The following is a 23,319-nucleotide window of genomic DNA, read 5'->3' as shown; positions in this document are numbered from 1 at the left end:
CTGGTCGAAGGCGACAAGCCCTCGGGCAAGCGTCGCGGCGCACCGGCCGGTTCCGGTCAGCGCCCGGGGTTTGGACGCAAGAAGCCGGAATAAGGCAGCTGTGAGTTACTAGCTGCAAGCTGCAAGCCGCAAGCTACAAGCTACAAGCTACAAGCTACAAGCTACAAGCTACAAGCTGAAGCAAAAACGCCAACCTCAGGGTTGGCGTTTTTTTTCGTCTGGCGCCCACCGATCGTTCCCACGCTCTGCGTGGGAATGCCTCAACGGACGCTCCGCGTTCGGCTTTGGAAGGGACGCGGAGCGTCCCGGGCTGCATTCCCACGCGGAGCGTGGGAACGATCATCTGCGGCTTACATAAATCCCCTGTGGGAGCGAGCCTGCTCGCGAAGGTGTCAGTCGCCTAAAACACAAATCGCCCGTCAAACACCGGCTTGTCATCCAGCGCCAACACCCCGCCAGAAAAAATCAGGTCCAGGTGATGACTGCCCTTGGCGCCACCGCCCAGTCCGAGATGCAGCCCACAATGCCGCTCCTCGAACCCGGCATTACGCGCATACAGATCCTTCACGCCTTCGTTGGTGCCAATCCCCAACTCCTCAATCCGCCGGTTTGAAGGGTTGGCGTCCAGGTATTTGTTGAAATCATGCTCCAGCCCCGGCACGTCGGTGGCGATGCGGCTGATGGTCGAGTTCTCGATCCACAGCTCCAGCGGCGATTCCAGCACACCGTACTTGCGCGCGAACGGGATGGTGCTGAGGAAGGTGCCCTTGAATTTTACATGACCGTTGATGGCTTCGCTGTGGGTGGCGATTTCGCCGGGAGCGAGGTCGAAGTTGCCGACGCCGTTGATGTCGGTCCACTTCTTGATGCTGCTCATCGGCGTTTCGAACCATGAGCCGTGGTCATCCTTGAAGCTCAGCGTGGTCGCCTGGGACATACGCTGGATCAGGTGACTGTTGAGCCCGGCGATGCGTTGCGGGGTGATGCTGAAAGTGTCGTAGAAATAGTCGCCGTAATCCTTGAACAGCAGCGACTTCTTCCAGTTTTCCGCCATGACCGCTTGCAGCGCACGAACGAACTCCGGGCCATCGGGTCGTGGGTTGGGCAGGGTAGAAGAGTCGTAGAAGAAAATGTACAGATCGCTGTCGGCAATTGCCTCGGCTAGCGCTGCGGTGCTTTCCAGATCCAGACGCCTGGCGCTGAACCGGAAGCGCGGATGTTCGCCGGCCTGTTCGGCGATCGCGCCGGTCAGGGCTTCGTAATCGGCGGTATGGCCGAGCATTACCTTCGCCGAGTCGAGCCCGGCAAGGGCAGGGTGATGTTCGAGGTAGTAAAGGAAATGCGAGATGGCGCGGGGCTTGTCCATGAATCCTCCCTGACTGACCGGGGAATGAAGCGGCAGGCACGACCGGCCGGACCGTGCCTGCCCGGGATGTCTTACAGAGGCCACATCGCCGTGCCGAACGGAACGACCGCGTCGGCTTGCATCATTTCCACAGCGGCCTCATGGGTTGGCGCTTCAAACCATTCGTCCAGTTGCAGTTCGGTATCCAAGTCTTTTTCCAGTGCTTGCATGGTCGATCTCCTAGAGAATTTCACGGTTTATGACTGACCGGTCGAGGTGGCCGGTGAGACGTGAAAAACCTAGTTGAGGCTTTTTGCGAATGCAAAATTTTATCCATTTAATTTTTAAATAGACTTTTTGTTCTGTTTTTCTGAATGAGTTTTCTTGTTTTAAAACAGAAAAATGGGTCGTCGGATTCGATAGCAAGCTAGCGACCGTCAAGATGCAGACGTCCTTCGGAAATTTCTGATTCGGAAAGTTTACGTTACGCGTTGTAAACATTACGTGACAAAACGGTCCGCCAGCGGTGCGCTTTTGCCTGCTTATGGCGCCCTGTAAGGAAAAGCTTCCGAAACCCGACAGTGCGGGCGTCACGCAAGGCTCTGGCGCGCTTGTTTCCAGCGCTCAGGCAAGGTGTGATGCGCCCCATGCCTGTCGTGCAGGCGAATAACAAGAAGGAGGCGCAATGAACGCCGCGACTGAATTCCACTTCTCTCCGTGGGACGGTTTTCTCCTCGTCCCCGTCGATGGCCTGCAAAGGCCTGACTCACATTTTGCAGCCGCTCGAGACTGTCGAGGCGGACACACGCAATCCCGGCAACCGACACGCTGATCAGGCGGGTCTGGCAGCAGGGGGTTAGCGGTGTACAATGCGCCGCGTTTTAACTGTGACCCTCTGCGTAATCGCAAAAATCTCGAGGCTATCCGCCTTGTTCACTCCGCCGCGCCACAAGCGTGCCGGGTTCGATTTCGTCACAGATAAAAACAAACAGGTGACGCATGACCGTTGTAAATGAGCTGAACTCCTGGTGCCTGCGCTGGGGTTTGATCGGGGCTGCCTGAAATCGCAACCTTGCAGCAACGTCTACTGAACATCATCAAACCTTGCGTGAGACCTTTTTCATGAGTGGACAACCCTCGCAATCAGGCGAGCTGAAACGCGGCCTGAAAAATCGCCATATTCAACTGATCGCCCTCGGTGGCGCGATCGGTACCGGATTGTTCCTCGGTTCTGCCGGGGTACTGAAATCCGCCGGCCCGTCGATGATCCTCGGCTACGCCATCTGCGGCTTCATCGCCTTCATGATCATGCGCCAGCTCGGCGAAATGATCGTCGAAGAGCCGGTGGCCGGTTCCTTCAGCCATTTCGCGCACAAATACTGGGGCGGTTTCGCCGGGTTCCTGTCGGGCTGGAACTGCTGGATTCTGTACATTCTGGTGGGCATGTCCGAGCTGACAGCAGTCGGCAAATACATTCACTACTGGGCGCCGGATATCCCGACCTGGGTCTCCGCTGCGGCATTCTTTGTGCTGATCAACGCGATCAACCTGGCCAACGTCAAAGTCTTCGGTGAAGCCGAATTCTGGTTTGCGATCATCAAGGTTGTGGCGATTGTCGGCATGATTGCGCTGGGCAGCTACCTGCTGGTCAGTGGCCACGGCGGCCCGCAAGCCTCGGTCTCCAACCTGTGGTCCCACGGCGGTTTCTTCCCCAACGGGGTGAGCGGTCTGGTGATGGCCATGGCGATCATCATGTTCTCCTTCGGCGGTCTGGAAATGCTCGGTTTCACCGCCGCTGAAGCCGACAAACCGAAAACCGTGATTCCGAAAGCGATCAATCAGGTGATCTACCGCATCCTGATTTTCTACATTGGCGCCCTGGTGATCCTGCTGTCGCTGACCCCGTGGGACAGCCTGCTGGAAACCCTCAACGCCTCGGGCGATTCCTACAGCGGTAGCCCGTTCGTCCAGGTGTTCTCGATGCTCGGCAGCAATACCGCCGCGCACATCCTCAACTTCGTCGTGCTGACCGCTGCGCTGTCGGTATACAACAGCGGCACCTACTGCAACAGCCGTATGTTGTTGGGCATGGCCGAGCAGGGCGATGCGCCGAAAGGTCTGGCGAAGATAGACAAGCGCGGCGTGCCGGTGCGTTCGATTCTGGCGTCGGCGGCAGTGACGCTGGTTGCCGTGTTGCTCAACTACCTGATTCCGCAGCACGCGCTGGAACTGCTGATGTCGCTGGTGGTTGCGACGCTGGTGATCAACTGGGCGATGATCAGCTTCTCGCACTTCAAGTTTCGCCAGCACATGAACCAGACCAGACAGACGCCATTGTTCAAGGCGCTGTGGTACCCGTACGGCAACTTCGTCTGCCTGGCGTTCGTGGTGTTCATCCTCGGCGTGATGCTGTTGATTCCGGGGATTCAGATCTCGGTGTACGCGATTCCGGTTTGGGTCGTGTTCATGTGGGTCTGCTACGTGATCAAGAACAAGCGCAGTGTGCAGCCGGTGGTGGCTGCGACGGCGAAATAACCTAGCAGGTAGAAACGACGAACCCGGCCAGAGTGCCGGGTTTGTTGTTTCCAGAGGTCCCGAAAGATTCCCCTGTGGGAGCGAGCCTGCTCGCGAAAGCGTCGTACCAGCTTGCATAAATGCCGACTGACACACCGCCTTCGCGAGCAGGCTCGCTCCCACAGAGGTTGAGTGAATCAGGTTATCCTGCACCCTCTGATTACGGACGCTTTTCCATGCTGGTGATTTCCAACAATGTGCATCTGCCGGATGCCGAGATCGAATTGACCGCCATCCGCGCGCAAGGCGCCGGTGGGCAGAACGTCAACAAGGTTTCCAGCGCCATGCATTTGCGCTTCGACATTCCCAACTCGTCATTGCCGGAGTTCTACAAGGAACGCCTGCTGGCGCTGCGTGACAGTCGCATCACCAGCGATGGCGTGCTGATCATCAAGGCGCAGCAATATCGAACCCAGGAAGCCAACCGCGCCGACGCGCTGGAGCGGCTGGTCGAACTGATTCTCAGCGCCACCAAAGTGGAAAAGAAACGCCGCCCGACCAAACCGACCCTCGGTTCGAAGAAGCGTCGGCTGGAGTCGAAAACCAAGCGCGGCAGTATCAAGGCCGGGCGCGGCAAGGTGGACTTCTAAACCTCGCGATACTTCGCCGTGTGCTTGTACAGATAGACACTCAAGCCAAGTCCGCTCAACGCTGCAAATGCGGCGAACAAGAAGATCGAAGCAAAACCGAATCCTGCTGCGATCGCCCCGGCCAGCGGCCCGGTGATCCCCAGCGACAAATCAATGAACAGTGAATAGGCACCGACCGCCGCGCCACGGCTCGATGCCGGCACCAGATTCACCGCTTCCACGCCCAGCGCCGGGAATACCAGCGAGAAGCCAAAGCCGCTCAGCGCCGCACCGGCCAATGCCCAATGCGCATCGGGTGCAATCCATAGCAGCAACAAACCCAAGGTTTCCACCGACAGGCAGGCGATCGCCACGCGGAAGCCGCCGAGGCGGTTGATCAAGTTGCCGAACAGCAGCCGCGCGCCAATGAAGCTGGCGCCGAACAGACTCAGGCACAGCACGGCGTTGTCCCAGTGCTGGGTCGCGTAATACAGGGTAATGAACGTGGCGATGGTGCCAAAACCGATCGAGCCCAGCGCCAGTCCGCAACCGTGAGGAAAGACTTTGCCGAGCACATGCATGAACGGCAGACGCTCGCCGGCAACAATCGGCGCAGCGGTTTTTGGCCATGCCAGCGCCAGACCGAGCAGAGCGAGGAGGATGATGCTCACGCCCATGCTCCACAGCCCCAGCCTGCTTACCAGCCAGACACCGAACGGCGCGCCGATCGCCAAGGCGCCGTAACTGGCAATGCCATTCCAGGAAATCACTTTCGCCGTATTCGCCGCGCCAACTCGGCCGATGCCCCAGCCAATCGAACCGGAACCGACCAGGCTTTCCGCGCTGCCCAGCACCAGGCGGCCAATCAACAGGCTGATCAGGCTCAGCAGCGGCAGGTTCGGCGTCCACGCGGAAATCAGCATGAACACGCCACTCAAGCCACAGCCAGCGAGGCCGATCATCACTGCGCGTTTGCTGCCCTGGTTGTCGATGATCTTGCCCGCGTACGGGCGACTGAGCAGGGTGGCGAGGTATTGCACGCTGATTACCAGCCCGGCGATTACGGCGCCAAAACCCAGGTCACTGTGGACGTAGCCCGGCAACACGGCGAGCGGGATGCCGATGTTCAGGTAACCGATGAAGGTGAAAAGGACGATGGAGACTACTTGCAGCGTAACCGTCAGCGGACGCTGGGGCTCGGGTATAGACGACATGGGTAACGATCCACGGGAGCAGCAGATTAGATAGGCTGCTCATGATACCGGCGTGAACCGCTCAGGGGCGGGGAAAAGTAAAACTATTTGCCGGGCGGCGCGTTCAGGATTTTGCCGGAGCGACCAGTTGCGTGGTGACGAGGGCGGCGAGGGCGTTTTCTTCGCTGCCGAAACGCTCGAGCAGGGCGGCCTGTTTCTCGGGTGAGAGGCGATTCCAGATCTCGATCATTTTCTCGGTGGCGCCGATCAGCACGGCAGCTTGGCTTTCGGAGAATTCGTCGGTCATGGCGGGCTCGGGTTTCAGGCAGTGTGGAAAGCGCATGTTAGCGCTTTCCACACGGTCTGTACGGCGGGTCTTACTCTTCGCTGTCAGCTTTGCGGCTGTCAGCGGCTTCTTGCGGCTCGGGCTTTTCAGCACCGGCGTGTTGCGGGGTCGTCTGCTCAGGTACGTGCAGGCTTGGGAAGGGGAGATTGGGAATCTCGTGCATGGTTGCGCTCCTCGCTAAGTCTGTTGATAGATCAGGTGCTCCGCGCTTTACAAAGCCTGCGCAGGATACAGCAGGAAAAATGACAATCAGACTTTTAATTCAAATTAATGCGACAGATGGCCGCAGGGAGGAGGCCAGAAGGTCACCGCAGATACAAATGTAGGAGCTGCCGAAGGCTGCGATCTTTTGATCTTGTATTTAAAAGCAGAATCAAAAGATCGCAGCCTTCGGCAGCTCCTACAGGTTATTGCAGTGTCTGACTACTTGCAGGCGTCAGCGATGGCGTCCGCGAGCAATGCGAGGCGGGTGGCATCAATGCCGGCGACGTTGGCCCGGCCCGAGCTGACCATGTACACGCTGTGCCGCTCGCGCAGGGTTTTCACCTGTTCCGGCGACAGGCCGGTGTAGGAGAACATCCCGCGTTGCACGCCGATGTGCGCAAAACGCTCGCGCAAACCGTGGGGTTCCAGCGCTTCGACCAGACCGCTGCGCAACTGCGCGATACGCAAGCGCATCGCTTCCACTTCATCGGCCCAGCGCGCTTTCAGCTCTGGCTCGGCGAGGATGGTCGCGACCACCGCCGCGCCGTGATCCGGCGGCGTCGACCAGAGATTGCGGGCGATGTTGGCCAGTTGGCTGCGGATGTCGATGAGCTTGTCGGCGCTGGTCGCGCAGACGATCAGCGCCCCGGTACGGTCTCGATACAGACCAAAGTTCTTCGAGCAGGAACTGGTGATCAGCAGCTCTGGCACTTCGGCTGCGAACAACCGGGTCGACCACGCGTCCTGTTCCAGGCCATCACCAAAACCCTGATAAGCGAAGTCGATCAGTGGCAGCAGATCGCGGCTGCGCACCACTTCAAGCACGCGCTTCCAGTCGTCATGGCTCAGGTCGAAACCGGTCGGGTTGTGGCAGCACGCATGCAGCAGCACCACGTCGCCCTTCGGCACTTCCTTGAGCACGGCGAGCATCGCTTCGACGTCGAGGCGGTTGTCACTGCCCACGTACGGGTAGTGGCTGACCTTGACCTTGGCGGCGGCGAAAATGGTTTCGTGGATCGGCCAGGTCGGGTTGCTCAACCACACGCCTTTGCCCGGCAGGCATTGCGCAATGAAGTCGGCCGCCAGCCGCAAGGCACCGGTACCGCCCGGGGTCTGGGTGGCGCCGGCGCGTTGTTCGGTGATCAGTTGCGAGTCGGCACCGAGCACCAGTTCATTGATAACCTTGCCGAACAATGGGTTGCCGTGGCCACCGATGTAAGTCTTGGTGTCCTGGCTTTCGACCAGTCGCGCTTCGGCGATTTTCACCGCTTCCGGGATCGGCGTCAGGCCCTGGGCATCCTTGTAGACGCCAACGCCGAGGTCGAACTTGCGCGGATTGGCATCCTGCGCATAGGCCTCCATCAAACCGAGAATCGGGTCGCCGGGGACCCGGCCGATGGCGTCGAAGTGCATTACTTGCGTCCTTCTGCGGTCTTGGCCACTTCGTCAGTGCGCGCAGCCATGATGAAGTCGTTGCGGTGCAGGCCTTTGATCGAGTGGCTCCACCAGGTCACGGTGACTTTGCCCCACTCGGTCAGCAGGCCCGGGTGGTGACCTTCGGCCTCGGAGATCTCGCCCACGGCGTTGGTGAACGCCAGCGCGTGCTTGAAGTTCTTGAACAGGAAAACTTTCTCCAGCTGCATGATGCCGTCGCGTACTTCGATGTTCCAGTCAGGGATCTGCTTGATCAGGATCGGCAGTTCTTCGTCGCTGACTTGTGGCGCATCGGCGCGGCAGGCTTCGCAGTGGGCTTGGTTCAAAGTCGACATGGTGTATTCCTGAAAACGAGTGTGTTTTTTATTAAAGCGCGTGTGCCGCCAATGCCGTCACGCTAAAGCAAAGTGGCGGCGACGGACAGACGCAATTGTCAGCAAAAGTCGCGGTTCAGGCGGCTTTCGGTTTCGGCGGAAATTTCGGCGCGTGCAAGCCCAGCTGCATGCCCTGACGAACCATGGCCATGATGTCTTCATGGGCCACATCGAACAGGCGCTTGAGATTGGGCAGGACGAAGTACAGCGGTTGCAGAATGTCGATGCGATACGGCGTGCGCATGGCTTCCAGCGGATCGAAGAGCTGATGCTCGGGCTCGTCCGACAGGCAGTAAACGGTTTCTTTCGGCGAAGACAGAATTCCGCCACCGTAGATGCGCTTGCCCTGCGGGGTGTCGACTAGGCCGAATTCGATGGTCATCCAGTACAACCGGGCCAGATACACGCGCTCTTCCTTGGTCGCCTGCAGGCCGAGCTTGCCGTAGGTGTGGGTGAATTCAGCGAAGTACGGGTTGGTCAGCAACGGGCAATGACCAAAGATCTCGTGAAAGATGTCCGGCTCTTGCAGGTAGTCGAGTTCTTCGCGGGTACGTATGAAGGTGGCGACGGGGAATTGCTTGCTGGCAAGCAACTCGAAAAAGGTCTGGAAAGGAATCAGCGCTGGCACCCGGGCAACTTGCCAGCCAGTGGTCTCGCCGAGGACTTTATTGATCTCGGCCAGTTGCGGGATGCGGTCGTGGGGCAGACCGAGTTTTTCGATACCGTCCAGGTATTCCTGGCACGCGCGACCTTCGATCACCTTCAACTGGCGAGTGATCAGCGTGTTCCACACCGCATGCTCTTCGGCGGGGTAGTCGATAAAACCTTGCGCATCGGGCTCGCGAGCCACGTATTGCGTCTGCTTCATGCTGCTCTCCTGCTAGGAAATTCGTTTTTGTTATGTCCAGCGATGGGTAAAGGAATACCCCAGAGTGACAGGGCGTGCAGCATGTTGACCGGTGCGCGCGTAGGAAAATTCTGCGTATTTCGTAAAGTTATCGTTACGCTTTGTCGGGTAATGCGCATTTACGGTGATTGGCGGGTTTGAAAAGGGCAGGGGCTGTCACATAATCTTGACAATTATCTGCGTGCCTCGACAGAAAACTCTGCCTCGGGCGCGCCACAAAACCCTGTGGGAGCGAGCCTGCTCGCGAAAGCGGTCTGTCTGACACATCGATTCTGGATGTGCTGGCGCCTTCGCGAGCAGGCTCGCTCCCACAAGGACATGTGTTTACCTTTCAAACCTGTCGGGCCTTTTTCTATGCGCATCAAAGTCCACTGCCAGAACCGCATCGGCATCCTGCGCGACATTCTCAATCTGCTGGTGGCGTACGGGATCAACGTTGCCCGTGGTGAAGTTGGCGGTGAGCATGGCAATGCAATCTATCTGCACTGCCCGAACCTGATCAACATCCAGTTCCAGGCGTTGCGCCCCAAGTTCGAGGCGATCGGCGGGGTGTTTGGGGTCAAGCGCGTCGGGCTGATGCCCAGTGAACGCCGGCACATGGAATTGAACGCACTGCTCGGCGCACTGGAGTTTCCTGTGCTGTCGATCGACATGGGCGGCTCGATCGTTGCGGCCAACCGCGCGGCGGCGCAGTTGCTCGGGGTGCGCGTCGATGAAGTGCCGGGGATTCCGCTGTCGCGCTACGCCGAGGATTTCGACCTGCCGGAACTGGTGCGCGCCAACAAGTCTCGAATCAACGGCATGCGCGTCAAGGTCAAGGGCGACATCTTTCTCGCCGACATCGCGCCGCTGCAATCGGAGCACGATGACAGCGAGGCCATGGCCGGCGCCGTACTGACGCTGCACCGCGCCGACCGCGTCGGCGAGCGTATCTACAATGTGCGCAAGCAAGAGCTGCGCGGCTTCGACAGTATTTTCCAGAGCTCGAAAGTCATGGCTGCCGTGGTCCGCGAAGCGCGACGCATGGCGCCGCTGGATGCTCCGCTATTAATAGAAGGCGAAACCGGCACCGGCAAGGAACTGCTGGCGCGCGCCTGCCACCTCGCCAGCCCGCGTGGACAGTCGCCGTTGATGGCACTCAACTGCGCCGGGTTGCCGGAGTCGATGGCCGAGACCGAGCTGTTCGGCTACGGCCCCGGCGCCTTCGAGGGCGCTCGCGCTGAGGGCAAGCTCGGCCTGCTGGAGTTGACCGCTGGCGGCACGCTGTTTCTCGATGGCGTCGGCGAGATGAGCCCGCGCTTGCAGGTCAAATTGCTGCGCTTTCTTCAGGACGGTTGCTTCCGTCGCGTCGGCAGTGATGAAGAGGTGTATCTGGATGTGCGGGTGATCTGCGCGACCCAGGTGGACTTGTCCGAATTGTGCGCGCGCGGTGAGTTTCGCCAGGATCTCTATCACCGCTTGAACGTGCTGTCGCTGCACATCCCGCCGCTGCGCGAATGCCTCGACGGTCTGACGCCGCTGGTTGAACACTTTCTCGATCAGGCCAGTCGGCAGATCGGCTGTCCGCTGCCGAAACTGGCCCCGGCGGCGATGGATCGCCTCAGCCATTACCACTGGCCGGGCAACGTGCGGCAGCTGGAGAACGTGCTGTTCCAGGCGGTTTCCCTGTGCGACGGCGGCACGGTCAAGGCCGAACATATTCGCCTGCCGGATTACGGCGTGCGTCAGCCGCTTGGCGATTTCTCCCTGGACGGAAGTCTGGACGAGATCGTCGGGCGTTTCGAGAAGGCCGTGCTGGAGCGCTTGTATTCCGAGCACCCGAGCAGTCGGCAGTTGGGCAAGCGGCTCGGAGTGTCGCACACCACCATTGCCAACAAGCTGCGTGAGTATGAGGTGGGTAAAGACAGCGGAGCTTAAGATCAAAAGATCGCAGCCTTCGGCAGCTCCTACATTTGGAACGCGGTTTCCTGTAGGAGCTGCGGAACGCTGCGATCTTTTGATCTCTTGCCGCGAAGCGGCATGACACCGCCGGTTTTTCGTCTTCTGCCCATTTCAAATTCCCCCTCCGATACCCTCAAGTCCCCTGTTTACCGGGCCTTCGCTCGCCAATAAAAAGTTGGTCTGCAAATTGCTTATGGCTGAGCAGTACAGCGGTGGGCGGCAAACGTCCGGCATGCAGAGGAAACACAGTGGACAAGTACCTTTATGTGGCAATGACCGGCGCCAGTCAGAACGCACTTGCGCAGCGGGCGCATGCCAACAACCTGGCGAACATCTCCACCAACGGCTTTCAGCGCGACCTCGAGCAGGCGCGTTCGATGCCGGTGTTTGGTGACAGCTTTCCGGCGCGCGCGTTTGCCATGAGCGAACGTCCCGCCACCGACTTCACCCCGGGCTCGCTGGTGCAGACCGGTCGCGACCTCGACGTCGCAGTGACCGGCAACGGTTTCATCGCCGTGCAGAACCCAAATGGCGGCGAAAGCTACGTGCGCACCGGCAGCCTCAACATCGACGCCCTCGGCGTATTGCGCGCCGGCAACGGCATGCCGGTGATCGGTAATGGCGGCCCGATCGCCGTGCCGCCCGAGCAGCAGGTCGAAGTCGGCGAAGACGGCACCATCAGCATCCGCGCGATGGGCGAAGGCCCGCGCGTCATGGCCGAAGTCGACCGGATCAAACTGGTCAACCCGGACATCAAGAACATGAACAAAGGCCTCGACGGTTCGATTTACACCAAGGACGGCCAGCCGGCGCAAGCCGACGCCAACGTCAAACTGGTCTCGGGTTTCCTCGAGTCGAGCAACGTCAATGCCGTGGAAGAAATGACTTCGGTGCTGGCCCTGGCCAAGCAGTTCGAGTTGCACGTCAAGATGATGAACACCGCCAAAGACGACGACCAGGCCATGGCTCGGGTCTTGCAGATCAGCTAATTATCAGAACGTCGCGCCGTAAAACAGGCGCACGAGGAGAATCGAATGCTTCCGGCTCTATGGGTTGCCAAAACCGGTCTGTCCGCCCAGGACACCAACCTGACCACCATTTCCAACAACCTGGCGAACGTCTCGACCACGGGTTTCAAACGTGACCGTGCCGAGTTCCAGGACTTGCTCTATCAGATCAAGCGTCAGCCAGGCGCCCAGTCGACCCAGGACAGCGAACTGCCGTCGGGTCTGCAAGTGGGTACCGGTGTGCGCATTGTCGGCACCCAGAAAAACTTCACCGCCGGCAGCCTGCAAACCACCGAGCAGCCGCTGGACATGGCCATCGACGGTCGCGGTTTCTTCCAGATCCTGCAGCCGGACGGCACCACGTCCTACACCCGTGACGGTACTTTCCACCTCGACTCCAATGGCCAGATCGTCAACGCCAGCGGTTTCGCACTGGAGCCGGCGATCATCATCCCGAACGATGCGCAGACCTTCACTGTCGGCCGTGACGGCACCGTGTCGATCACCATCGCCGGCAACCCGGCCTCGCAAGTGATCGGCAACCTGCAGACCGCCGACTTCATCAACCCGGCCGGCCTGCAAGCCGTGGGCAACAACCTGTTCCTGGAAACCGCGGCTTCCGGCGCGCCGCAGATCGGCACCCCGGGCCTCAACGGTTTCGGTACTACGCTGCAGAACACCCTGGAAACGTCCAACGTCAGCACCGTTGAAGAGATGGTCAACATGATCACCACTCAACGCGCCTACGAGATGAACTCCAAGGTGATCTCCACCGCCGACCAGATGCTCTCGTTCGTAACGCAGAATCTGTAATCCAGTCTTTGGGGCGGCCTGAGGTCGCCAGCAACACCGTGAGGTAGGGTCATGAAGCGCTTTGTATCTGTTCTGGCATTGAGTGGGGTCGTCTCGCTCGCGGGCTGCGTCGCCCCGACGCCCAAGCCCAATGACCCTTACTACGCCCCGGTGTTGCCGCGCACACCGTTGCCGGCGGCTGCCAACAACGGCTCGATCTATCAGGCCGGCTTCGAGCAGAACCTGTACAGCGACCGCAAGGCGTTCCGGGTCGGTGACATCATCACCATCACCCTGAACGAGCGCACCCAGGCGAGCAAGAACGCCAACTCGCAGATGGACAAGAACAGCGATAACTCGATCGGCCTGACCTCGTTGTTCGGCTCCAGCCTGACCACCAACAACCCGATTGGTGGCGGTGACCTGAGCCTCAACGCCGGCTACAGCGCCGACCGTTCGACCAAGGGCGACGCCAAGTCCGGGCAGAGCAACAGCCTGACCGGCTCGATCACCGTGACCGTGGCCGACGTGCTGCCCAATGGCATCATCGCCGTGCGTGGCGAGAAGTGGCTGACGCTCAACACCGGTGACGAACTGGTACGCATCGCCGGTATGGTCCGCGCCGATGACATCGCGACCGACAACACCGTGTCGTCGACCCGTGTCGCCGATGCGCGCATCACCTACTCGGGTACCGGCGCGTTTGCCGATACGAGTCAGCCAGGCTGGTTCGACCGTTTCTTCCTCAGCCCGCTGTTCCCTTTCTAGGTGGCTACGTTGAATCTGAAAAGCCTTATGGTGGCCGCGTTGTTGATGTCTGCGGCGTTCACTGCACACGCCGAGCGGCTGAAAGACATCGCCAGCATTTCCGGCGTGCGCTCCAACCAGTTGATCGGTTACGGCCTGGTGGTCGGGCTTAACGGCACCGGTGACCAGACGACGCAGACCCCGTTCACCCTGCAGACCTTCAACAACATGCTCTCGCAGTTCGGCATCAAGGTGCCGCCGGGATCGGGCAACGTGCAGTTGAAGAACGTCGCGGCGGTGTCGGTGAGTGCCGATCTGCCGGCGTTCGCCAAGCCAGGTCAGCAAGTCGACATCACTGTGTCTTCGATCGGTAACTCCAAGAGCCTGCGCGGCGGCACCTTGTTGCTGACGCCGCTCAAGGGTATCGACGGCAACGTCTATGCGATCGCTCAGGGCAACCTGGTGGTCGGCGGTTTCGACGCTGAAGGTCGTGACGGTTCGAAGATCACCGTCAACGTTCCGTCGGCCGGTCGCATCCCTGGCGGTGCTTCGGTAGAGCGTGCAGTGCCGAGCGGTTTCAACCAGGGCAACAGCCTGACGCTGAACCTCAATCGCTCCGACTTCACCACCGCCAAGCGCATCGTCGACAAGGTCAACGACATGCTCGGCCCTGGCGTCGCCCAAGCCATCGACGGCGGTTCGGTGCGCGTGACTGCGCCGCTGGATCCGAGCCAGCGCGTCGACTACCTGTCAATCCTGGAAAACCTTGAAATCGATCCGGGTCAGGCGGTGGCGAAAGTCATCATCAACTCGCGCACCGGCACCATCGTCATCGGCCAGAACGTGAAAGTGTCGCCAGCCGCCGTGACCCACGGCAGCCTGACCGTGACCATCACCGAAGACCCGATCGTCAGCCAGCCAGGTCCGCTGTCCAACGGCCAGACCGCCGTCGTACCGCGCTCGCGAGTGAATGCCGAACAGGAAGCCAAACCGATGTTCAAGTTCGGCCCTGGCACCACCCTCGACGAGATCGTCCGTGCGGTGAACCAGGTCGGCGCAGCACCGGGTGACTTGATGGCGATTCTCGAAGCTCTGAAGCAGGCCGGCGCATTGCAAGCCGACCTGATCGTGATCTGAGGCCGGCCCCCATGGATATGCGCAAAAGCGGTCTGGTCAGCAGCAGCGATTCGGGTTCCTACTCCGACCTCAATCGTCTGAACCAGCTCAAGGTCGGCGACAAGAACAGCGACGAAAACATGCGCAAGGTGGCGCAGGAATTCGAGTCGCTGTTCCTCGGCGAAATGCTCAAGTCGATGCGTTCGGCCACCGAAGCGCTCGGCCAGGACAACCCGCTGAACACGCCGGCGGCCAAGCAGTATCAGGAAATGTACGACCAGCAACTGGCGGTTTCCATGTCCCGCGAGGGCGGTGGTATCGGCCTGGCCGACGTGCTGATCCGGCAGATGTCGAAGAACAAGCCGATGGCCCCGGGCGAGGCTGCGGCCGCGTCCGCCGCCAAGCAACAGGAAGCGCTGGCCAAGGCCGCCGCCGTGCCGACGCCGATTGCCGCCGGCACCGTCGCCACCGGTCCGCTGTCGCGGGTCAATGGCGAGCGTCCGTTGTGGGCATCGCGTTCGGTGCATGCGCCGAACAACACCGATATTTCCCATCGCAATGACATGGCACTGCTCAATCAGCGGCGTCTGGCATTGCCGCCGAAACTGGCCGATCGCTTGCTCGCTGGTCTGGTGCCGTCGGCGCCGAGCGCGGCCACTGCGACCACTGCAGCAGCGGCGACCAACGCCTTGCCGCAACGGGCTGCGACTACCGCCGTCACAGGCTCCGGCGCGTTGTACAACGGCGACTGGCTGGCCCGTGCCGAAGAGCAGAAAGCTGCCGGCGGGCAGATGCAGGTCTACGGTCGCGCCATGGCGCAGATTCCGCTGGCACCGGCGAAGAAGGCCTTCAGTTCCGCCGACGAATTCGTCAACACCATGCTGCCGATGGCCAAGGAAGCCGCCGACCGCATCGGCGTCGATCCACGCTATCTGGTGGCGCAAGCGGCACTGGAAACCGGTTGGGGCAAATCGGTCATGCGCGCCCAGGATGGCAGCAGCAGCCACAACCTGTTCGGCATCAAGGCGAGCAGCAACTGGAAGGGCGATTCGGCCCGCGCGATCACCAGCGAGTTCCGCAATGGTGCGATGGTCAAGGAGGCGGCCGAGTTCCGTTCCTACGCCTCGTACAAGGACAGCTTCCACGATCTGGTGACGTTGCTGCAGAGCAACAATCGCTATCAAGAAGTGCTGAAGTCGGCCGATAACCCAGAACAGTTTGTACGCGAGTTGCAGAAGGCCGGTTACGCCACCGACCCGAACTACGCGACGAAGATTTCGCAAATTGCCAAGCAGATGAACAGTTTTGAAAACTACGCTGCGGCGGGTGTCTCCACCACGCCTTTATAAGGCACCAGGTAATAAGGTCTGAACCATGAGTTTGCTCAATATCGGGATGTCGGGACTGTCGGCCAGCCAGTCCTCTCTGGCTACGACAGGCAACAACATTGCCAACGTCGACACCGCCGGTTATTCACGTCAGCAAACCGTGCAGGGCACCAAGTCCTCGCAGCAGTACGGCAGCGTTTTCATCGGCACGGGCACGACCCTGGCTGACGTGCGTCGGGTGTACAACTCGTACCTGGAATCGCAACTGCACACCGCGACTTCGCTGGACAGCGAATCGGCTGCGTTTCTCAAGCAGGCGACGCCGCTGGACGCCATGCTGTCGGACACCAACACCGGCCTGACCGGCGTGCTGCAGAAATTCTTCACCTCGATGCAGGGCGTATCGACCTCGGCCACCGATGACACTTCGCGTCAGTCGGTGCTGACCGGTGCGCAGGCGCTGACCAGCCGTTTCAATACCCTGGCCAAGCAGCTCAACGATCAGAACACCACGATCAACGGCAGCCTCGGCGACATGACCGCCCAGGTGAACAAACTTGCCACCTCGATTGCCAATCTCAACCAGAAGATCGGCGAAATCTCCACCAGTGGCGGGGCGCCGAACGACCTGCTCGACAGCCGTAACGAAGCCGTGCGTCAGCTCTCCGAACTGACCGGTGCCCAGGTCGTCGAACGCGGCACCAGCTTCGACATCTATGTCGGCAGCGGCCAGCCGCTGGTCATCGGCAACACCACCAACAGCCTGAGCATGGTCGCGAGCAAGACCGACCCGTCGCGCATGTCGATCCAGATGGATCGCGGTTCGAGCACCATCGACATCACTTCGGTGATCAGCGGCGGCGAAATCGGCGGTCTGCTGACCTATCGCAAGGAGGTCCTCGACCCGTCGCTCAACGAGCTCGGGCGCGTGGCCCTGGTGATTGCCGATCAGGTCAACAGCCAGCAAGCCCAGGGCATCGACAAGAACGGTGACTTCGGCGCGGCGATTTTCAACAACATCAACAGTGCCGCCCTGATCAGCCAGCGCAGCATTGCGAAGGACGGTAACAGCGCCGGCTCCGGCAACCTCGATGTGACCATCAAGGACACCGGCAAACTGACCACCAGCGACTATCAGGTGACCTTCACCAGCGCCACCGATTACACCGTCAAACGTTCCGACGGCACCGATCTGGGCGCATTCAGCACCAACACCAATCCGCCGCCAGTGATCGATGGCTTCACCCTGGCCTTGAAGGGCGGCGCGCTGAGTGCCGGTGACTCGTTCAAAGTCACGCCGACCCGCAACGCGGCGGCGAGCATTCAGACCGTGCTCAGCGATCCGAAGAAAATCGCTGCGGCAGGTCCGCTGACCGGCGTTGCCAGCGCCAACGGTCTGGGCACTTACACCCAGCCGACGCTCAGCGACAAGATCGACATCTACAACCCGACTGCCCAGGCCGACATGCAGGCGGCGCTGAAGAATTCGACACCGGTCAAACTGGTGTTCGGCGCAGCCAGCGGCGGCAGCCAGTCGTACAACCTGGTCGACGCCAAGGGCGCGACCATTGGCACCGGCACCATCGTGCCCGGCCAGTCGAACACGCTGAACCTGAAAGTCGGCATCGTCGATGCCAGCGGCAATCCGGTGATGGACACCACGGTCACGCCGAACGTGCAGAAGACCTTCACCGTGCAGACCACCGTGGGCGGCACGCCGAAATCCGGCGAGACCTTCACCATGAACCTGACTGGCGCGGCGTCTTCGGACAACCGCAACGCCCAGGCACTGGTCGCGTTGCAAACCAAACAGACCGTGGACACCGGTTCGGCGAGCAAGGGCATCAGCCTGACCGACGCCTACAACACCCTGGTGACCAACGTCGGTACCAAGACCGCCCAAGGCAAGTCCGACAGCGCCGCGACCACGGCGATTCTGGAGAACGCCAAGGGTGCCCGCGATTCGCTCTCCGGGGTCAACCTGGACGAAGAAACCGGCAACCTGGTCAAGTACCAGCAGTACTACACAGCGTCTTCGCAGATCATCAAAGCTGCGCAGGAAACTTTCGCCACGCTGATCAACAGCCTTTAAGGAGTCGTAATTCATGCGCATTTCCACCGCCCAGTATTACGGAACGCAAGCTTCGGATTATCAGCGTAACTTCAACAAGGCCGTCGCCACCGCGAGCGAGGCGAGCAGCCTGCAGCGCATCAACACCGCCGCCGATGATCCGGTCGGGGCCGGGCGCTTGCTGCAATTGGGCCAGCAGGCCGCGATGCTCGATCAGTACAAGACCAACGTCAACACCACCAAAAGTGCCTTGACCGTGCAGGAGTCCACGCTGGATTCGATCACCACGGCGTTGGCACGAGCCAAGGAACTTGCGCTGGCGGCGAACAACGGCACGATCACCGACAAGGACCGCCAGGCTTACGCCTCGGAGATGGGCGAGATCCAGCAACAAGTGCTGGGCCTGATGAACGCCAAGGATGCCAACGGCAACTACCTGTTCTCCGGTTCGAAAACCGATACCGCACCGTACTCGAAGAATTCTGACGGCACATTCAGCTACAACGGCGACCAGACCACCATCGATCTGGGCATCGGCGACGGCATGACCGTGGGTACCAACACCACTGGTTGGGATGCGTTCCAGCAGACCATCAATACTGGCCGCACCAACACCAAGATGACTGCGCCTGCTGTGGATGACGGCCGTGTCGTGCTGTCCAACGGCACCGTCGGCACTGCCGCCACTTACGACGCCAAGTTCACCGCCGGGCAGCCGTATACCATCGATTTCGTCAGCAGCACGCAGCTGAAAATCACCGATGCCCTGGGCAACGATGTGACGGCCGAAGCGAGCCAGAATGGCTTGATCAGCAACAGCAGCGGCGCCAACCAGACCGTCAGCTTCCGTGGCGTCGACCTCAAGCTGAACGTCAACCTGAAGGCCGGCGATAGCAATCCGGACGCCGTTATCGCAGGGCACAGTTTTCAGCTGTCCGCGTCGCCGGACTCGTTCACGACCACGCGTAATCCGGGTAACCCGTCCACCAGCGTGATCACCGGTTCGACCATCACCGATCAGGCGGCCTACACTGCAGCGTTTCCGCAGGGCGGCGCAGTGCTCAAGTTCACCAGCGCTACTGCGTTCGATCTGTATGCCGCGCCAGTGACGGCCGACAGCAAGCCGGTTTCGTCGGGCACGGTGGCCGGCGGTAACGCGACTGCTGCCGGGGTGACTTTCGCTCTGGGCAACACGCCGGCTGCGGGTGATCAGTTCTCGATCCAGCCGAACAATCACCAGACCCAGAACGTGCTCGACACCCTGGGCCAGATGATCACTGCACTGAACACGCCGGTCGACGGTGACCCGGTTGCCAAGCAGAAATTGCAGGGCGCGATGGAAGCAGGCCTCGGCAACATCGACGCTGCCGCCAATCAGATCGGCACCGCAGTCACCACCATTGGTGCGCGCGGTCAGGCGCTGGACATGCAGACCATCACCAATGACAGCCTGACCACGGCCAACAGCACGACCCAAGGCTCGATCCGTGATTCCGATCCGGCCGAAGTCATGACCCGTCTGACCCTGCAACAGACCATGCTGCAAGCCGCGCAACTGGCATTCAGCAAGATCAGCCAGTTGGGCCTGTTCAACAAGATCTGATGGTTGCCGGGCGCGTGAGCGCCCGTTTTCAGTCAATGTTTTTTCGCGGTACCCAGGGCTCGCTTTTCCGAGCGGGCTCGTACCGCCTGTGAGCCCGCCGTGAATTCACTTCCCCTCGTCAGCATCACCATTCCTGCGTTCAATCCGCGCTTTTTCGAGCGCACGCTCAACAGTGCCGTCAGCCAGACTTACGGCAATCTCGAGATCGTCGTGTGCGATGACAGTCGTGGTGATGAAATCGAGACCGTCGTCAGCACGGTGATCGAGCAGACGGGCGTGGCGGTGCGGTACGTGCGCAACCCACAGACGTTGGGACTGGTGGGCAACCTGAAGGTCTGCCTCGAGCAGGCGCGCGGCGAGTTCATCAAATTCCTCTGCGACGATGATTTGCTCTACTCGGCCTGTATCGAACAGCAAGCCCATGAGTTGCAGCGCGAAGAAGTCAGTCTGGTGGTCGCGCAGCGGCTGTTGTGGGACGCCAACGACATCATCCTGCCGGCGCGTCTGGAAAACAGTTCGTTGTCGCCGGTCAGCGGCTTGCTCAAGGGCGACGATGTCCTGAGCATTTTCGAAAAATTCCCGGTCAACGTCCTCGGCGGTTTCAGCAGTGCGCTGTTCCGGCGCGCCGACGTCGCCGAGCTGTTGCCAGCCCTGACGGAAGACGGCGCGTGCTTCGTTGCGACCCTGGATTTTGCCCTGTACGTCTGCCTGCTGCGGCGCGGCAATCTGGTGACATCGAACAATGTCCTGAGCGCCGAGCGCCTGTATCCGGAACGCCTGAGCGCACAGCAAGCGATGAAGGACGCGGCAGAGATCGAGCGCGAGTGGATTTCGCAAATGCTCAAGGTCCGTAGCGGTGAATCGGCTCCCGCACAGGGCTGGGTTCGCTATGTACAACTGACCAAGGCCGACGAGTCGCCACGGGTCTGGGAAGAGCTGCCGCTGAGCCGCACCCTGGGTTCCAAGCAGAGCCGTCAGGAGCTGGGCGTGGGTGTCGACAGCTTCAGTTTCGGCGAACTCTATGCGCAGTGGCTGGCGTGTCGGGTGCTCACCGAGGCGCAGCGCCAGTGGCTGCCGGAGACCCTCGCCGGCTGGCCACAGCAGCCGCGCATCGTGCCGATCATCATCGACGCGCAGGGCAGTCGCGACAATCTTCAGCGTACCCTTGAGGCCCTCGCTGCCCAGGATTACCCGCCGGAACTTGTGCTGGTGCTGTCCGCAGCCTGTACCGAAGCGCAGTTGCACGAGCGCGTGTTCCACATGCCGTTGCAGGATGACGGTCTGGAGCAGATCAACACGCTGCTGCCGCAGCTGGAAGGCGCCGACTGGTTCTACCTGCTGCAACCCGGTGACTGCCCGGTGGCGCCGGCGTTGCTGGTGATGGCTGACCGCATTGCGCATTCGCGCGCGCTGACCTGCCTCTACAGCGACGAAGGCAGTTTGCGCGACGGTGAATCGGCCGAGCCGGCATTCAAGCCGGATTTCAACCTCGACCTCATGCGCAGTTATCCGTATGTCGGCCGCGCGCTGGCGTTCCAGCGTGAGCGCTTTCTGGCACTCGGCGGTTTCGCCCCGACGTTCGCCGAACTGGCGCCCCATGATGTGCTCTGGAGGATGGTCGAAAGCGATGGCTTGCAGGTCGTCGGACACATCGCTGAGGTACTGCTGGAGTCCAAGTTCGACCTGTCGCAATGGCTGACGGAACCGGGCGTCGTCGAGCAAAGCCCGCGCATTCTCCAAGCGCATCTGCAACGTCTGGGAATCGCTCACGACATCCGCCGCGGCAGCCGGGAACTGCTCAACCGTGTCGACTATCACCACGCCCGTCGTCCCTTGGTCTCGGTGATCATCGTCACCCAGGACCAGACCGCAGCCTTGCAGCGCTGTGTCGAGACGCTGCTGGAAAAGACCGCTTACAGCGAGTACGAATTGCTCCTGGTCGACAACGGCAGCGAAAGCGTGGAAGCGCTGGCATGGCTCGATGGCATGGCGCAACTGGGCGGTGAACGCATTCGCGTGCTCAAGTATCCGCAGAAGGGCAATGCCGCCGCCGTGCACAATTTCGCCGTGCAACAGGCGCGTGGTGAATACGTGCTGATGCTCAATGCCTTCGCCGTGATCACCCAGGCGGACTGGCTCGACGAATTGCTCAATCATGCGCAACGGCCGGAAGTCGGTGTGGTCGGCGCCAAGTTGTTCAACCCGGACGGCGGCGTGCTGCACGCCGGCCTGATTCTCGGTTTGAACGGGCCGGTCGGGCTGCCGTTCTACGGCCAGCAGATGCAGTCGGAAGGTTACATGTACCGTTTGCAGGCAGTGCATGACCTGAGCGCGGTGGGCGGTGACTGCCTGATGATTCGCAAGTCGGTATTCGACGCCGCTGGCGGCCTCGACGAGCAGGAGCTCAAGCAGACGCTGAATGTCGTGGACCTGTGTCTGCGCGTCGGTCGCGACGGCTATCTGGTGGTGATGAACCCGAACGCCGTGCTGGCGGTGGGCGCGCGGCCAAGTGCCGCAGCGACCGCGCAAGAGGAAGCGCTGCACGCCGAGGAGAAGGACACCTTTTATCAGCGCTGGCTGCCACTGATTGCACGCGACCCCGCCTACAACGTCAACCTGACGTTGCAGGGCGTGGGCGCTACCAACTTCAGTCTGGAGCCTGGCCTGCGTACCGGCTGGAGTGCGTTTTCCAAGGCGCAACTGCCCAACGTGCTGGCGGTGCCGATCAATGCCTCTGCCATCGGCCACTACCGCATGAGCCAGCCGATGATCGAGCTGGAAGCGGCCAATCGGGTGGAAGGGCGCATCTGCTACGGCTTGCCGTCGATCATCGATATCGAGCGGCAATCGCCCGATGTGATCGTCCTGCAAGGGCGCTATTCGGAACATGCGATTGATGAAATCCCGCCGCTGAAGAAGTTCTTCAACGCCCGGCGGATCTTCGAACTCGACGATTATGTGATCGACGTTCCTCATCGCAACGCACACATCCGCAACATGCCGAGCAAGCAGGACATGGAGCGCATGGTGCGCCGGGCGATCGGCTTGTGTGATCGCGTGGTGGTCTCGACCGCGCCGCTGGCCAACGCGCTGTCGGACATGCACCACGACATTCGTGTGGTGCCGAACATGCTGGCCAAGGACCTCTGGGGGCACCTGCGCAGCCAGCGCCGCACCTCGAAAAAGCCGCGCGTCGGCTGGGGCGGCGGCACCAGTCACCACGGTGATCTGGCCGTGATCGCCGATGTGGTCCGCGAGCTGGCCAATGAAGTGGACTGGGTGTTCTTCGGCATGTGCCCGGATGAACTGCTGCCGTACATGCATGAGTTTCACGGAGTGATCCCGCTGGATGTCTATCCGGCAAAACTGGCCAGCCTGAACCTGGATCTGGCGCTGGCACCGTTGGAGTTCCACATCTTCAACGACTGCAAGAGCAACCTGCGGCTGCTCGAGTACGGCGCCTGCGGTTTCCCGGTGGTCTGCACCGACACCGAGGCTTATCGCGGCTACTTGCCGTGCACGCGGGTCAAGACCAACAGTACCGATGAGTGGCTGCAGGCGATTCGCATGCATCTGGCTGACCCGGATGCCAGTTATCGCATGGGTGACGAGTTGCGCGAGGTGGTGTTGCGCGATTACGTGTTGCGCGGGGATAACCTGCGGTATTGGGAATATGGCTGGCTGGCGGATTGATCTTTCAGATGGGCGACCTTTGGGTCGCCTTTTTTTGGGGGGCTTGGCGGCCTCTGGGCCGACCAGGCTCTTGGG

General features: G+C 60.7%; 19 protein-coding genes. 11 read left to right on the top strand and 8 right to left on the bottom strand.

Features of this window, described 5'->3' with window-relative positions; genetic code table 11:
• Nucleotides 1-400 precede the first annotated feature (400 nt).
• Both ND528_RS04755 and ND528_RS04750 read right to left on the bottom strand, forming a co-directional pair.
• Nucleotides 401-1,366, bottom strand: a complete 966-nt coding sequence (locus tag ND528_RS04755) for a M29 family metallopeptidase (protein WP_212615568.1) — start codon at nt 1,364-1,366, stop codon at nt 401-403.
• 71 nt (nt 1,367-1,437) lie between these two features.
• Nucleotides 1,438-1,575 (bottom strand): hypothetical protein, encoded by a 138-nt coding sequence (locus ND528_RS04750; RefSeq protein ID WP_003222780.1) that lies wholly within the window; start codon nt 1,573-1,575, stop codon nt 1,438-1,440.
• 892 nt (nt 1,576-2,467) lie between these two features.
• Between ND528_RS04750 and ND528_RS04745 the strand changes: the two genes are divergently transcribed.
• Together ND528_RS04745 and arfB are read left to right on the top strand one after the other, a co-directional pair.
• Nucleotides 2,468-3,880 (top strand): amino acid permease, encoded by a 1,413-nt coding sequence (locus ND528_RS04745; protein WP_263469789.1) that lies wholly within the window; start codon nt 2,468-2,470, stop codon nt 3,878-3,880.
• 215 nt (nt 3,881-4,095) lie between these two features.
• Nucleotides 4,096-4,509: an alternative ribosome rescue aminoacyl-tRNA hydrolase ArfB gene (arfB, locus tag ND528_RS04740; protein WP_016771119.1), complete on the top strand. Its 414-nt coding sequence runs from the start codon at nt 4,096-4,098 to the stop codon at nt 4,507-4,509.
• On the opposite strand, the gene ND528_RS04735 is transcribed toward arfB, so the two are convergent.
• From ND528_RS04735 to phhA, 6 genes are all read right to left on the bottom strand, one after another.
• Nucleotides 4,506-5,693, bottom strand: a complete 1,188-nt coding sequence (locus tag ND528_RS04735) for an MFS transporter (protein ID WP_038861083.1) — start codon at nt 5,691-5,693, stop codon at nt 4,506-4,508. The genes arfB and ND528_RS04735 overlap by 4 nt on opposite strands.
• Nucleotides 5,694-5,805: 112 nt before the next feature.
• Complete coding sequence (locus ND528_RS04730; RefSeq protein ID WP_039761215.1) at nt 5,806-5,988, bottom strand: hypothetical protein; 183 nt, start codon at nt 5,986-5,988, stop codon at nt 5,806-5,808.
• 70 nt (nt 5,989-6,058) lie between these two features.
• On the bottom strand, nt 6,059-6,190 hold the full coding sequence (locus tag ND528_RS04725; RefSeq protein WP_016771117.1) for a hypothetical protein: 132 nt from the start codon (nt 6,188-6,190) through the stop codon (nt 6,059-6,061).
• A gap of 260 nt (nt 6,191-6,450) precedes the next feature.
• A complete protein-coding gene (locus ND528_RS04720) occupies nt 6,451-7,644 on the bottom strand; it encodes an amino acid aminotransferase (RefSeq protein WP_263469788.1) in 1,194 nt (397 codons plus the stop codon).
• Nucleotides 7,644-8,000, bottom strand: coding sequence for a 4a-hydroxytetrahydrobiopterin dehydratase (locus tag ND528_RS04715; protein WP_016771115.1), 357 nt, complete (start codon nt 7,998-8,000; stop codon nt 7,644-7,646). Before ND528_RS04715 ends, ND528_RS04720 begins: the two co-directional genes overlap by 1 nt.
• A gap of 115 nt (nt 8,001-8,115) precedes the next feature.
• A complete protein-coding gene (phhA, locus tag ND528_RS04710; protein WP_016771114.1) occupies nt 8,116-8,907 on the bottom strand; it encodes a phenylalanine 4-monooxygenase in 792 nt (263 codons plus the stop codon).
• 393 nt (nt 8,908-9,300) lie between these two features.
• On the opposite strand from phhA, the gene ND528_RS04705 reads away from it, so the two are divergent.
• From ND528_RS04705 to ND528_RS04665, 9 genes are all read left to right on the top strand, one after another.
• On the top strand, nt 9,301-10,863 hold the full coding sequence (locus tag ND528_RS04705; protein ID WP_122611664.1) for a sigma-54-dependent transcriptional regulator: 1,563 nt from the start codon (nt 9,301-9,303) through the stop codon (nt 10,861-10,863).
• Nucleotides 10,864-11,135: 272 nt separating this feature from the next.
• Nucleotides 11,136-11,876: a flagellar basal body rod protein FlgF gene (locus tag ND528_RS04700; protein ID WP_137216246.1), complete on the top strand. Its 741-nt coding sequence runs from the start codon at nt 11,136-11,138 to the stop codon at nt 11,874-11,876.
• Between the two features lie 45 nt (nt 11,877-11,921).
• The gene (gene flgG / locus ND528_RS04695) at nt 11,922-12,707 is read left to right on the top strand and encodes a flagellar basal-body rod protein FlgG (protein ID WP_016771111.1); all 786 of its coding nucleotides are present in this window, start codon (nt 11,922-11,924) and stop codon (nt 12,705-12,707) included.
• Between the two features lie 51 nt (nt 12,708-12,758).
• The gene (gene flgH / locus ND528_RS04690; RefSeq protein WP_016771110.1) at nt 12,759-13,454 is read left to right on the top strand and encodes a flagellar basal body L-ring protein FlgH; all 696 of its coding nucleotides are present in this window, start codon (nt 12,759-12,761) and stop codon (nt 13,452-13,454) included.
• Nucleotides 13,455-13,481: 27 nt separating this feature from the next.
• Nucleotides 13,482-14,570 carry a flagellar basal body P-ring protein FlgI gene (locus ND528_RS04685; RefSeq protein ID WP_024012083.1) on the top strand — a complete coding sequence of 363 codons (1,089 nt, stop codon included), beginning with the start codon at nt 13,482-13,484 and terminating at the stop codon, nt 14,568-14,570.
• 11 nt (nt 14,571-14,581) lie between these two features.
• Complete coding sequence (gene flgJ / locus ND528_RS04680) at nt 14,582-15,898, top strand: flagellar assembly peptidoglycan hydrolase FlgJ (RefSeq protein ID WP_263469787.1); 1,317 nt, start codon at nt 14,582-14,584, stop codon at nt 15,896-15,898.
• Nucleotides 15,899-15,923: 25 nt separating this feature from the next.
• Nucleotides 15,924-17,969, top strand: a complete 2,046-nt coding sequence (gene flgK / locus ND528_RS04675) for a flagellar hook-associated protein FlgK (RefSeq protein ID WP_263469786.1) — start codon at nt 15,924-15,926, stop codon at nt 17,967-17,969.
• A 13-nt stretch (nt 17,970-17,982) separates the two neighbouring features.
• Complete coding sequence (locus ND528_RS04670) at nt 17,983-19,551, top strand: flagellar hook-associated protein 3 (RefSeq protein WP_137216245.1); 1,569 nt, start codon at nt 17,983-17,985, stop codon at nt 19,549-19,551.
• A 99-nt stretch (nt 19,552-19,650) separates the two neighbouring features.
• Nucleotides 19,651-23,244 carry a glycosyltransferase gene (locus ND528_RS04665; protein WP_263469785.1) on the top strand — a complete coding sequence of 1,198 codons (3,594 nt, stop codon included), beginning with the start codon at nt 19,651-19,653 and terminating at the stop codon, nt 23,242-23,244.
• The last annotated feature ends 75 nt before the right edge of the window (nt 23,245-23,319 follow it).

It is taken from the genome of Pseudomonas mercuritolerans, from assembly GCF_025706525.1.
GTDB classification, from domain to species: Bacteria; Pseudomonadota; Gammaproteobacteria; order Pseudomonadales; family Pseudomonadaceae; genus Aquipseudomonas; species Aquipseudomonas mercuritolerans.
The sequence above is the reverse complement of the archived record's forward strand: the minus strand, read 5'-3'. Positions and strand labels throughout refer to the sequence as shown.

Coding starts and splice junctions, on each gene's coding strand:
- ND528_RS04755 (WP_212615568.1), bottom strand. CDS start 1,366: ATGGACAAGCCCCGCGCCATCTCGCATTTCCTTTACTACCTCGAACAT.
- ND528_RS04750 (WP_003222780.1), bottom strand. CDS start 1,575: ATGCAAGCACTGGAAAAAGACTTGGATACCGAACTGCAACTGGACGAA.
- ND528_RS04745 (WP_263469789.1), top strand. CDS start 2,468: ATGAGTGGACAACCCTCGCAATCAGGCGAGCTGAAACGCGGCCTGAAA.
- arfB (WP_016771119.1), top strand. CDS start 4,096: ATGCTGGTGATTTCCAACAATGTGCATCTGCCGGATGCCGAGATCGAA.
- ND528_RS04730 (WP_039761215.1), bottom strand. CDS start 5,988: ATGACCGACGAATTCTCCGAAAGCCAAGCTGCCGTGCTGATCGGCGCC.
- ND528_RS04725 (WP_016771117.1), bottom strand. CDS start 6,190: ATGCACGAGATTCCCAATCTCCCCTTCCCAAGCCTGCACGTACCTGAG.
- ND528_RS04720 (WP_263469788.1), bottom strand. CDS start 7,644: ATGCACTTCGACGCCATCGGCCGGGTCCCCGGCGACCCGATTCTCGGT.
- ND528_RS04715 (WP_016771115.1), bottom strand. CDS start 8,000: ATGTCGACTTTGAACCAAGCCCACTGCGAAGCCTGCCGCGCCGATGCG.
- phhA (WP_016771114.1), bottom strand. CDS start 8,907: ATGAAGCAGACGCAATACGTGGCTCGCGAGCCCGATGCGCAAGGTTTT.
- ND528_RS04705 (WP_122611664.1), top strand. CDS start 9,301: ATGCGCATCAAAGTCCACTGCCAGAACCGCATCGGCATCCTGCGCGAC.
- flgG (WP_016771111.1), top strand. CDS start 11,922: ATGCTTCCGGCTCTATGGGTTGCCAAAACCGGTCTGTCCGCCCAGGAC.
- flgH (WP_016771110.1), top strand. CDS start 12,759: ATGAAGCGCTTTGTATCTGTTCTGGCATTGAGTGGGGTCGTCTCGCTC.
- ND528_RS04685 (WP_024012083.1), top strand. CDS start 13,482: ATGGTGGCCGCGTTGTTGATGTCTGCGGCGTTCACTGCACACGCCGAG.
- flgJ (WP_263469787.1), top strand. CDS start 14,582: ATGGATATGCGCAAAAGCGGTCTGGTCAGCAGCAGCGATTCGGGTTCC.
- flgK (WP_263469786.1), top strand. CDS start 15,924: ATGAGTTTGCTCAATATCGGGATGTCGGGACTGTCGGCCAGCCAGTCC.
- ND528_RS04670 (WP_137216245.1), top strand. CDS start 17,983: ATGCGCATTTCCACCGCCCAGTATTACGGAACGCAAGCTTCGGATTAT.